This window comes from Vibrio sp. 1288 (assembly GCF_033344475.1).
Genome location: NZ_JAWPOX010000012.1, coordinates 138,756 through 152,339, shown reverse-complemented (window position 1 = coordinate 152,339; position 13,584 = coordinate 138,756). Strand labels below are relative to the sequence as shown.

Annotated in this window: 4 protein-coding genes; 2 read left to right on the top strand and 2 right to left on the bottom strand. The window is 45.7% G+C overall.

Annotation, left to right across the window (positions count from 1 at the left end; translation table 11 throughout):
• Positions 1-3,893, bottom strand: a 3,893-nt coding sequence (locus R8O11_RS11575; protein WP_318194163.1) for a Calx-beta domain-containing protein, incomplete at its 3' end; no start/stop codon positions are given.
• A gap of 389 nt (positions 3,894-4,282) precedes the next feature.
• Here R8O11_RS11575 and R8O11_RS11570 point away from each other — a divergent pair.
• Complete coding sequence (locus R8O11_RS11570) at positions 4,283-5,596, top strand: TolC family outer membrane protein (protein WP_021707835.1); 1,314 nt, start codon at positions 4,283-4,285, stop codon at positions 5,594-5,596.
• 2 nt (positions 5,597-5,598) lie between these two features.
• A complete protein-coding gene (locus tag R8O11_RS11565) occupies positions 5,599-6,213 on the top strand; it encodes an OmpA family protein (RefSeq protein ID WP_005377363.1) in 615 nt (204 codons plus the stop codon).
• A gap of 87 nt (positions 6,214-6,300) precedes the next feature.
• Here R8O11_RS11565 and R8O11_RS11560 read toward each other — a convergent pair whose 3' ends face one another.
• Positions 6,301-13,533 (bottom strand): tandem-95 repeat protein, encoded by a 7,233-nt coding sequence (locus R8O11_RS11560; protein ID WP_318194162.1) that lies wholly within the window; start codon positions 13,531-13,533, stop codon positions 6,301-6,303.
• Positions 13,534-13,584: the final 51 nt, after the last annotated feature.

The window sequence follows — 13,584 nt, the reverse complement described above, 5'->3', positions numbered from 1 at the left end:
TGCACTGCGCCAATGCCAGTCACCGTCACACTGAAATCTTCAGGGCCTTCATAAACAGCATCATCAATGGCAGCGATACGCACATCAAACTCAGTTTGCCCTGCTGGCACCGTTACTACGCCATCGTTTGGCACTGTCACCCAACCGCTTCCGGTGTTGTATTCTAAGGTGCCTAAGTCACCGGCTTCGGTATCGCCGAGATTAAGACCCAACTCTACTTGCGTTTCCGCTTCAGACGCGTTCGATAAGGTGACTTTGAAGTTCGCTGTCTCACCCTCATTAATGGTGCCAGCATCGGTAATAGTCACATTCGGGCGGTCATCATCCGGATCAGGGCCCGGACCACTGCCGTCATCCACTATCGTTGCCGTTCCCGTATCGCTGCCTTGCACTGCGCCAATGCCGGTTACTGTCACGCTGAAATCTTCAGGACCTTCATAAACGGCGTCATCAATGGAAGCAATACGCACATCAAACTCAGTTTGCCCCGCTGGCACCGTTACTACACCATCGTTTGGCACTGTCACCCAACCACTTCCCGTGTTGTATTCTAGGGTGCCCAAATCTCCAACTTCGGTGTCACCCAAGTTGAGGCCTAGCTCGATTTGAACTGTAGACTCGGAGGCATTCGATAGCGTCACTTTGAAGTTGGCTGTATCCCCCTCATTAATGGTGCCAGCATCTGAAATAGTCACGCTTGGACGGTCATCATCCGGATCGGGACCCGGGCCACTGCCGTCATCCACTATCGTTGCCGTCCCCGTATCGCTGCCTTGCACTGCGCCAATGCCAGTCACCGTCACACTGAAATCTTCAGGGCCTTCATAAACAGCATCATCAATGGCAGCGATGCGCACATCAAACTCAGTTTGCCCTGCTGGCACCGTTACCACGCCATCGTTTGGCACTGCAACCCAACCGGAGCCTGTGTTGTATTCTAAGGTGCCTAAGTCTCCAACTTCGGTGTCACCTAAGTTCAGGCCTAGCTCGACTTGAACAGTGGACTCAGAGGCGTTCGACAACGTCACTTTGAAATTGGCTGTATCCCCCTCATTGATGGTGCCAGCATCGGTAATAGTCACGCTTGGACGGTCATCATCCGGATCAGGTCCTGGACCCGTACCGTCATCCACTATCGTTGCCGTCCCCGTATCGCTGCCTTGCACTGCGCCAATGCCAGTCACCGTGACACTGAAATCTTCAGGGCCTTCGTACACCGCGTCATCAATAGAAGCAATGCGCACATCAAACTCAGTTTGCCCTGCTGGCACCGTCACCACGCCATCGTTTGGCACTGCAACCCAACCGGAGCCTGTGTTGTATTCTAAGGTACCTAAGTCTCCAACTTCGGTATCGCCAAGATTAAGACCCAATTCCACTTGCGTTTCCGCTTCAGACGCGTTCGACAGCGTCACTTTGAAGTTCGCTGTGTCACCCTCATTGATGGTGCCAGCGTCTGAAATAGTCACGCTTGGACGATCATCATCCGGATCGGGGCCTGGACCCGTGCCGTCATCCACAATCGTTGCCGTTCCCGTATCGCTACCTTGCACCGCCCCAATGCCAGTCACCGTCACACTGAAATCTTCAGGGCCTTCGTACACCGCGTCATCAATAGAAGCAATGCGCACATCAAACTCAGTTTGCCCCGCCGGCACCGTCACCACGCCATCGTTTGGCACTGCAACCCAACCACTTCCGGTGTTGTATTCTAAGGTGCCTAAGTCTCCAACTTCGGTGTCACCTAAGTTCAGGCCTAGCTCGACTTGAACAGTGGACTCGGAGGCATTCGACAGCGTCACTTTGAAGTTCGCTGTCTCACCCTCATTGATGGTGCCAGCGTCTGAAATAGTCACGCTTGGACGGTCATCATCCGGATCAGGGCCCGGACCACTGCCGTCATCCACAATCGTTGCCGTACCGGTATCGCTGCCTTGTACTGCGCCAATGCCGGTTACCGTCACACTGAAATCTTCTGGACCTTCATAAACAGCATCATCAATGGAAGCAATACGCACATCAAACTCAGTTTGCCCTGCTGGCACGGTTACTACGCCATCGTTTGGCACTGCAACCCAACCGGAGCCTGTGTTGTATTCTAAGGTGCCTAAGTCTCCAACTTCGGTGTCACCTAAGTTCAGGCCTAGCTCGACTTGAACAGTGGACTCGGAGGCATTCGACAGCGTCACTTTGAAGTTCGCTGTCTCACGCTCATTGATGGTGCCAGCGTCTGAAATAGTCACGCTTGGACGGTCATCATCCGGATCAGGGCCCGGACCCGTGCCGTCATCCACTATCGTTGCCGTACCGGTATCGCTGCCTTGCACTGCGCCAATGCCGGTTACCGTGACACTGAAATCTTCAGGGCCTTCATAAACAGCATCATCAATGGCAGCGATACGCACATCAAACTCGGTTTGCCCCGCTGGCACCGTTACTACGCCATCGTTTGGTACTGCAACCCAACCGCTTCCGGTGTTGTATTCTAAGGTGCCTAAGTCACCGGTTTCGGTGTCACCTAAGTTCAGGCCTAGCTCGACTTGAACAGTGGACTCGGAGGCATTCGACAGCGTCACTTTGAAGTTCGCTGTCTCACCCTCATTGATGGTGCCAGCGTCTGAAATAGTCACGCTTGGACGGTCATCATCCGGATCGGGACCCGGGCCACTGCCGTCATCCACTATCGTTGCCGTCCCCGTATCGCTGCCTTGTACTGCGCCAATGCCGGTTACCGTGACACTGAAATCTTCTGGGCCTTCGTACACCGCATCATCAATGGAAGCGATGCGCACATCAAACTCAGTTTGCCCTGCTGGCACCGTGACTACGCCATCGTTTGGCACTGTCACCCAACCGCTTCCCGTGTTGTATTCTAAGGTACCTAAGTCACCGACTTCGGTATCGCCTAAGTTCAGGCCTAGCTCGACTTGAACAGCGGACTCGGAGGCATTCGACAGCGTCACTTTGAAGTTCGCTGTGTCACCCTCATTAACCGTACCTGCATCACTCATCGTTACCGCTGGGCGATCATCATCAGGATTTGAGCCAGGTCCACTACCATCATCTAAAATAGTGGCAGTCCCAGTAACAGGTGTGCTTTGTTCTTCTGTCGTGCCAGAGAGCGTAAACGTTTCTGGGCCTTCAAATATAGAGTCGCCAATAGAGTCTATAGAGACCGTAAAGTCACTTTCACCCGGTGGGATCGAAATGGTAAAGGTTCCGCTTTCACCGACTGAAACTTCTTCTGTTGTACCATCAGAAAATGTTATGAGGACACGCTCATTGACGTAGTCACTCCCGTTCTCGTCAGCTGAGCCGCCTGTTGCGGTTCCATCAAGGAGAGAAAGAATGACATCAGTGTTGTCTTCAGTTGTTTGACTTAGAGTAATATCGAATACAACTTGGTCACCTTCGTTGATAGTCGGACTAGATATTTCTTGAACTAAGATAGTCGGTGGTACAGGGCCATTAATTACTCTGAAAAGATCCAACAAAGATAGTGCTTGAGTTGTAGATAGTCCGATTCCATCAATACCGACGGTCTCAAAATTCGTACTAGCCAACAATTCAGCGCCAGTACGATCTATTGCACCAGTATTTTGGGGGCTAGAACCACTTTCCTCACCTGCAGCTGGCTCAAAATCCTCACCAAGAGCAGCCGGGTCTTCTCCACTAGCGATAGCCTCGATTAGCGCAGTGACATCATCAGTAACGTTAATTGAACTACCTTGCGGTGTTACCTGTTGTACAATTAATTCTGATGTATCAGAAACTTCCTCAATAATTAATTCACCAGGCTGAGGTAGCTGACCACTTTCAAGACTTCTCAGGTTCCCATCAAGCCCTATAACCACGACATTGCTCATCAATGAACTTAACGCTACTCGATCCATGCTCTTCATCCTTGTATTAGTTTAATTAAAGGCTTGTTACTGCACTAAACACGTCTATAGTTTAGACAAAATATGAATTTTTCGTTTTATTCCAAGAGGATTTAGTTTTTTGAGAGTAATAAGGAAAATAACCGAAGAATTTGCCTTCATTTAAACCAGTTTCCGCTATGCTCTTAAGATAAAAAGGTTTTCTACGAAAAAATCGACCACTTACCAAGCAAGCTTTGCCTCGTATGCTAGAGTTTAGAGAGTAAGATTGTTGTTTTTTATTGAATTAAACATTTAAACATCAACAAGTTGATAATACGCACTAAGAAAATTCATTGTTTGTAACTTCTCGTCTCAAATATGAAACAGAATAAGAGCGACATGATTTTAGGAGAACTAACGTGAGATGGAATCGAGTACATATAGCCTGCTGTTGCTTAATAGTGTCTTCACCAGTTTTCGGTCAAACTCTAGAGCAAGCGGTTGCACAGACGCTACAAAATAACCCCGATATTAAGAGTGCATTTAACGAGTTTATGAGCCAGAAGTACATAAATGAAGCTTCATCAGGTGCTTACCTCCCCTCTGTTGATCTAGATGCTGGAATTGGATATGAAGGATTAGACCCGTCAGATGAAGTTGGTCGAGGAGACACGGATTACACTCGAAAGGAAGCTTCAGTGACACTGACCCAACTAATATGGGATGGTAGCGCTACATTAAATGATATTGATCGAACCGCAGCTGATGCTGAATCTGTTAGATTTCAACTCTTAGCAGATGCTTCAGATAAGGCACTTGAAGTGACTAAAGTGTACTTGGACGCTGTTAAAGCGTATGAAGTCCTAAAGCTTTCAGAAAACAACCTTGCTGTTCATAAAGATATTTACGATGACATTAAAAAACGAGTCAACTCGGGTATCGGCTCTACTGCTGACTTGACGCAGGTAGAAGCACGTTTGGCAAAAGCACACGGAAACTTAGCTGCTGCTCAAAATAACCTGTATGACTCTCACACGATGTTCACTCGTTTAGTCGGTCAAACACCACAAGGGTTAATCTTTCCGAGAGCGGACCAAAACTTTATCCCGTACACGGTTGATGAAGCGGTAGGCTTGGCATTTGAACTTCATCCCGTTATTCAAGTGGCGCTCGCAGACGTAGACTCGGCTAAGTTTCAATACAAACAGTCTAAAGGTGTTAATTACCCAACCATTTCAATTGAAGCTTCGCAAACATGGCGTGACGACGCTGATGGTTTAAAAGGTCGAAGTGATGAGACACTTGCCATGCTGCGTCTACGCTACAACCTATTCAATGGTGGCAGTGATGCAGCGAACTCAGAAAACTTTGCCTACCAGCTAAATAAAGCAAAAGACTTGCGTGAAGGTGCCTATCGCAATGTTGAAGAAGGGTTAAGGCTTTCTTGGAGTGCGCTTGATTTAACATTACAACAAAAAGAGTTTCTATCAGATCATGTAGACTCTGCGTCTGAAACCGTAATTGCTTACGAGAAGCAATATCGCATCGGTAAACGAACACTGCTTGATCTATTGAACACTGAAAACGAGCTCTTTGAGGCGCGTAAAGACTACTTAGATTCTAAATACGCAGAGCAGTACGCCAAATATCGAGTGATGAACGCAACTGGGCAACTGTTGAGTGCATTAAGGGTTGAAATGCCTAAAGAATGGCTAGAAGAAGTGGAGTATTAATTATGAAACACATAGCTTTTATTACACTCTCATTAATGCTCTCCGCATGCAGTTCATCAGATCGTGGTGATGAATATGATTACATAGATACCCCAATTGCCGATCAGTGGGCTGATCATATAGATGATGACTCTGACGGAGTCATTAACGAGCGAGATTTGTGCCCGGGTACACCTTTGGGTGCCGAAATAGACAACGACGGTTGTGGTTCGTACGTTGACTCCTCACAAGAAATGCAAATTCGAGTACTATTTGCGAACGATTCCGATGTGATCAACCCTATCTTTACGCAACAAATTCTTGAACTATCCGACTTTTTGAAAGAGTACCCGAACACGTCTATAGAGATTCAAGGTTATGCTAGTCGCACTGGTACTGCAGAACATAATCTTGACTTATCTAAGCGCCGCGCTGAAAACGTTAGAAAAGAGCTCATGAAGAATGGCATTAGTGGAGATAGAGTTACCATTGTCGGCTATGGAGACACAGTACTTGCGACACAAGGTACAGACCAAGTTAGTCACGCATTGAACCGTCGAGTAACCGCAACAGTGATTGGCCACAAGGGTGAAGTGAAGAAAGAATGGACCGTTTTCACAACACTTCCAAAAAGCTAGCACAACAATAAACAGACCGTAAAAATAAAAGGTCTAGCAAATTGCTAGACCTTTTTTGATTTTAAATTTGACTACAGTTTAGCGCTACTACATGTCTTTGTACTGAGCTTCTAAACTCGCAATTAAGCTTTGAGTCACATCATCAACACTTGCACCGTCAAAATGGATGTCCAATGTCGAGCTCCCTTTTGTAATACTCAGGTTTGCCTCAGATCCCCCGTCTGGTGCCACTTCTACATGATACTCTCCGACATCACCAGTATGATCACCTGATTGAAGATCATTAAGAAGCTCTCCAATTTCATCTTTAGATAAGTCGTCAAACAGATCTGAGAAGTCTAGAGCGTCTTCATTTTTATTGAAGTCAGTGACAGTATCAACATCGTTAGTGACTTCACTCCACTTAAAGATGTCGGCCCCTTCTGACCCTGTTAAAGTATCACTACCTAAACCACCAATCAGAATATCATCCCCTTCACCGCCAACGAGTATGTCGTTGCCACCATGACCAAATAGTAAGTCATCACCAGCGCCGCCATATAAATTATCCGATTTATCTCCTTGGTGAGTTTGGTTGAATTCTTCCAAGTTATTTCTAACGTACTCATGTATATCTTCGCCGTCAACGGTAGACACATCCTGACCCGTTTGCTGCGCCACATGTGATTGAATCGCACTTAAGCCTTGTTCATTACCACCAAACTCAATTAAGTCACCTAACAAGATATCGTTACCTTCACCTCCTTGAATAGTGTCTGAACCTTGTTTGAGAGGTACATCTTGACCCAATATCGTTTCAGCAAGCTTAGTAACATCAATATCTGACTCTACCACACCATCAGTGTCATACTGCTTGAGTGTATGTTCATCAACGCCACTCCCAAGACCTATCGCTTCTATAGAGGACAATGCCGCTAGTACTTGATACATGTGTTGAGCTTGTGTCGAGCTATTCCCTTCATCGTAATAACGGATAGAGCCATAATATCTGTCGATATCGCCAAGGATTCTTCCTGTTAGCGGTGAATAAACCTTACCGTAACTATCTATAACGACATCACCTTTGTAGGTAACTGTTTGTCCGTATGAGTAATTGTTTTTACTCGCAATATCTTGCAGGGTAACAAGCTTGCCAGAATTATCGACGTCCAAAATCACTTTCGAGAATTCACTCGGTGCTACACCATAGAGGTATGTTGCTCTATTTGGTTGACCATCCGTAACAAAGTACGTGATATTTTGGCCATTAGGGTTAGGTTGACTGCTGAACCATTCAACGGCCGACTGTAAGCCCGCCTCATAGTTTGTGCCGCCAGAACCCTCATCATCAATTACACGATTCAACTCTTCTACAAACTCTTTTCTTGCTGTAAGAGAACTCAAGTCAACAGAAATCACCGCTGATGCACTTGAAGCAAATTCACTAAGGTGAATATTCACTGTCCCTGGCTTCTCTCCTTGATTTACCGCACTTAACAGCTCATCAAACACGTCTAGCACTTCTTGCTTCGCAGTTCCTACCCAGTTACCCATGCTCCCTGAAGTATCCAGAACAAATGCGATGTTGTAGTCCTGACCTGCAATGATCTCCAATCCTTGAACATCACCAACAATAATATCGTGATCGTCACTACCCGTTATCTGATCATTCCCATGTGATCCCGACTCCAACACATAGTCACGAGCTGTAAGCTCAACGGATTCAGTTGTTGAAGCTGCGTCATTATTTGATCCTTCAACAGACGTAGCAGTAACGCTTAGCGGGAACTCTAAGCTGCCTTCATAATCGAATGGCACTCTGATATCCAGGGAAAGCTTACCATCTGTACCAAGAGTGACAGGGTAATCTCCATTTGAATCTTGCTTAATTGCGAGCCCATCAACATACACGTCAACACCGTCTGGTAGATCTTGTACAAGAGCAGTCTGCGCTAAATCCTCACTTCCATCGACATCAACTAGATCAACATCCACATCGACCGAAATCCAGCGATCTTGAAGCACTTCATAAGTGCCATCAGGTTTCAAATCAACAATTTTGTCTGCAAAAACAACGCGTTCAATTTCATATAAATGATCACCTCGGTCATCACTACCTGTATGATCGTTTACCGAATCGATAGAACGACTATCTAATAAAATCCAATATGGAACTTTACCGCCATGATCGTCTTTGAAGGTCATTTTGTAGTCATCAAAGTTCCCTGTTAGGTAGACTGTATCTTTACCATCATGCAGAGTAAGACTGGTCGCGTCATCACCATAAAACGTATCATTGTTACCACCGCCAACAAATACGTCATCGCCACCGCCACCATAGAATACATCGTTGAAATCTGTCCCAACAAACAAGCTGTCGGTGTCACTTAAGTCAGTATTGACTCCCAACACAACACCAGCGTGTGTATTAATTTTAGGTACTGCATTATCCAACCCAAGGTTGGCTGCGACAGCCTCATTTTCGGTATTGGTATTATTTATTGCCGATGTAGCTAAGTGGTGATTAGGATCAACAGCATCTCTTTTTACTAACTCTCCAACATTAATCGTGATCGCAGGGGCATCTGCAACTGCGGCAACGTTGATATCAAGTGTATTTGTTACGCCAGTATTTGTGGTATAGCTAATTAATGGAACGTCACCTGACCAATGCTCAGCAGGTTCAAATATGTAACTACCATCTCGGTTTACTAGTAACGTACCACTAGTCAAAGAAACACTTTCGCCTACCTCGTAATCAGCACCATCGATAGTAAGATGATCTACCATCAGAATATTGTCGCCGTCAGAGTCATTAAGCAATACATTCCCTTGTAGAGTATTGTCTTCTATGGTTTCGCCCAAATCACTTTCCGTTTCCGTCGGTAAGTTCTCATGTACTACAACATTGATCGCCAAGTTAGATTCTGCTGAATCACCATTCGAGCTTTCTGTACTCGTTGCAGTCAAATTGATAGTGAAGTCATCATGGGAGCCCGCAGGTGGAGTCACAGTAAGTGCATCTAATGCCCAACTTGTCACGTCCAGTTCTTCATCAATAGTTGCGACAGTAATAGAACTATTTCCATCTGAAAGGATCGCACCTACAGGTAAGCCAGTTAGCGTGACTTTAAGTGATTCAGAGCCATCTGTATCATTTAAGCTTGCTTTAATTTCAGAGAGCGGTATCGCTGTATCTTGTAACCCTTCGTTCAGCTGGTATGTTTCGTAAAACGCAACACCATTAACTTCTTGTAGTTCAGACGTTCTGATATCAGTTGCTTCTAGTGCACTTTCATCACTAACTACGTAAAGACTACTATTGCTCAGGTTGACAGGCGCTTGTCCATTAATGGATACATCCACATTAAAGTTACCCGGACCACTTTGGTTATGGTGATAAATTTCAATTGGATAAAAGCCAGATACCGAAGGGGTAAAGCTAGCTCCCTTAATATCACCACTGTCGCTCCCCCAACGAGCTTGATCAAGTAACGTACCACCCAACTTGATTGCAAGGCTATCATCGGCTTGACCGACAAAGTCGTAACTCGAGCCAGCTTCGAGATAAACAAGAGATGTGACTAGAACGGCCTCATTTTCCAAGGTTGCATGAGTCCCTAAATCTTCCACATTTGCCCAACTCAATCGAGTACCATCGGCTTCATTAAGAGCGTTGATCGCTGAGATTAGAGTCTCTCCATTGACCCCCATACCATCACTAGAACCAACTTGAACATTACTCCATGTCGTAACGTTAAACTCTTGTTGAGGCAATGAGTTTAATGGCGTCACTGCAATTAAGTTCGGTTTGTCAGCTACAGGGTTTACGTCTATTGTCAGTGTTGACTCTTGACCAGTGCTCTGCCCATCTGTCGGTTTAAAACCAATTTGAGCGTAACTAGATTCCTGATCTCCGACTTGATTTCCGCCGAAGCTGTCACTGCCTGATTCATTTAATTCAGGTACAAAACGAACACCGTTTTCCTCAAAAAGCGATTTATCGAGGATTTGATCGATTTGTACAGACTGCCAATCGCCTTGCGAATCTCTGTACTCTAATGATCCATCGCTAGGAAGCGTTGTAATTTGGACGGAGAGATCTGATACGTCAGAGTCCACATCGCTAATACCGAATGATGACCAATCAAGCATCACTTGAGTATCTTCATTCATCTCAACCACTGAAGGCGAAGATTCAGGAGCATCATTCACATTTATCAGAGAAACATTGACCTCGGCAGTATCAATCCCGCCAGTTCCATCGATAACCTCAACCTGAAGCGTATAATCGCCCAAGTCAACATCATCGATTGTCTTGTTCAATGAAATCTCTCCGCTTGTCGGGTCGATATCAAAAATACCATTAGTGCTCGAGCCATCTGCGAAGCGGTATACAAGCACGTCATTATCGTGATCTTCAGCAACGACCGTACCAATAACGGCCCCATTCACCGTGTTTTCTTTAACTGACCCGAAGTCGTAAACATCATCATTTGGTTTGTCACCAGCACTATCGCCGCCAGAAATAAACTCTGGAGCGTGCTGAGCATCTATAATAGAGACTGTTGCTTCATTCGAGTCACTTGCAAGCATCGAATCTGCACCAACCGTATCTATTAGAGTCACGGTTAGGTTTTCAAGATCTTCGTAAATACCATCATCGAGAGTTTTTATATCAATCGGCGCCGACGTTTTACCCGCTGGAATCGTCACTGTGTACGTACTTGGAGCAATATAATCTTTGTCATCAACATTCCCTCCGATTGTGAATGTTACCAGTACATCTTCATCTGCTTTTTGGTCAATGTTGACGATAAATTTTGCATCACTACCTTCATCAACTGAGGATTGATCTGAGCTAATAGTCACTTTCGGTGCACTTTGGGCATCAACGATCACAACACTTGCGCTGTTATTTGAAGCAATGCTCGCATCAGCGCCATCAACCTCTTTAATGGTTACTGTGAAAGATTCTGCGCCCTCATAAATACCATCGGTGACCGTCAGTAAGTCAAGAGCAGCTGAAGATTGACCCGCAGGAACTTCAACACTCAGAACGCCAACAAAATCTTTTCCATCTTGGGCCACGCCACTATATTCGACATGAACCGTAACACTCTCATCTGCAACTTTATCAAGTGTCAGCGTAAAGCCTGCCGTTTCACCTTCATTTACGCTGTTTTGATCGGCACTAATACTAACTAAAGGTGCAGGATCAGAATCCACAATATTTGCGTTACCAGTTGCAATACCATTACTGGTGACACTACCGATTTCCGTAACCGTCAGACCAAAGCTCTCATCACCTTCATGGACATTATCTAGTTTGGTCGGGACTGCGACTTTAATTTCAGCGACACCTGGAGGTATGGTAACGTCTCCATTAGGCGCCATATCTAATGTTTGAGTTTGACCATGAGTATCCACATAGGTCACTGCCATAGCGCCTAAATCAACATCTTCCGCAGTATAGCTATCATTTGTTGTTGACTTCAGATTGACGACAACGGCCTCTTGAACAGGGTTAGAGAGTAAAACGGTAAATATTGCGTCAGTTCCTTCAATGACATCGCCGGCATCTACTACGCTAAGTTTTGTACTGTCATTATCAAGAACTGTTGCCGTCCCCGTTTCACCGCCGATCTCAAGAACGATCGTTTCGCTGCTTTCCACAACCAAGTCATCAATAGTCGGAATCGATATTTCGAAGCTACTTATACCTGCAGGAACAATCAAGTAACCACCTAAGAAAACAACACCATTTGTATAGGTTGCATTTGATAGATTTACGTCATTCTTATCAACTGAAGAACCTTGAGCAAGCATATCAACTTGGTACTTAACGGCAGTGCTAGTGGTTTCATTTAGAACAACCGAGAACGTGACATTGTCACCCTCGGTCACACTATCACCGACCACAGACAGACTTGGCCCGTTTTCCGCAACATTACCATCTAACATTTCGTTAACGATATTGACTGTAGATGGATCGCTAACGCCATTTTCAGAGTCGACTGCCACATATCCAAAGCTGTCTTCGGCAGGAACACCTTCTACATAACGTAACTCCCAGTTACCTTCATTTTTCGTAGAAAAATCTAACTGAGTAATGACCGAACCTTCAGGAAGAGCTAGATCTTTCCCATAACCAACGCTTGTTTCTTGGAATAGCATGAAGTTGCCTTCAGGCTTCAAAAACTCGAACGTTTGAGTCTGTTGGACATTATTTGAATCTAAGTATGTAACCGTAATAAGTGCTGCGTTGTCATCACCGTAATCAAACAATCCACCTAATCCATCTAAGCCAAGGTTTACGCTGCCCACAGGATTATTAGACAAATCGATCGTAATCGATTCACCTTTCTCAATACCCTGCCCATCATTGTCAGCGATACCATTGCCGATGTGTGACACCTGGCGGTTGTACTGCGCAAGCTCACCGCTATCAGAAGAAATGGTGATAGAAGCTCCATTTGCTAAATGCTCAGTACGGGAATGTGATGAACCACCATCCTCACTTAATCCCCAGTTATTGAAATCTGTTGTAGATTCCGAGCCATTAGGCGTATTTGGACGATCTTTGATACCTAATAAGAAGCCAACATTATCAGCTTCATAGTAAAGGCTGTCTTTGTCATAAAGCGTATCGCTTACTTCTTTAATTTCGTGCAACTCACCATCACTATCTTTAAAGAACAACGTACCTGAGGTTGGCAGTTCAGTAATTCGGACATGTAGATCGTTGCCTTTTAAGTCGTCTTCAACATCCGCGATATGATCTTGAGAGTCGCCATCACCTAAAGGTTTCGTATCAGTATCAAATACAACTTGCGTCACAGGCTTGTCAGTCACATGCGTAAAGTCCTCACTGTCAGGCTTGTCATTGACTGGCGTCACATCGACGTTCACCGTGGTGGACTCGCTGACGCCACCGGACGTAACGATGTAGGTAAAGCTGTCTGTACCGTGGTAGTTGTCGTTTGGCGTGTAGGTCACGCTGCCGTCCGGGTTGACCGAGACCGTGCCGTTGGCTGGACCGTTGTTGGTATCGAGCGACACCACTTTGTCGTCGCCTTCGAACGTGTCGTTATCTAAGACCTTGATGATGGTTGGCGTGTCTTCCACAACCGTCGCGTTGTCTGCCACGATGTCCGCCACAGGCGCAACCGTGAAGTTCACCGTTTGGCTAACGCTTTCGCCGCTTGGATCGGTCGCCGTAAAGGTCAATGCTTCTGAGCCGTTCCAGTCTGCCGTTGGAGTGAACGTAGCAATACCATTGACGATCGCCACTTGAATGTTGCTATTACCAGAGACGCTAAACGTTAACTCGCCATCCACGTTATCCACATCACTGAAGGCCGTATTCAGATCGATGCTGTATGGCGTAAA

Excerpts from the sequence above, each read along its gene's own strand:
- R8O11_RS11565 (WP_005377363.1), top strand. The coding sequence starts at position 5,599 with ATGAAACACATAGCTTTTATTACACTCTCATTAATGCTCTCCGCATGC.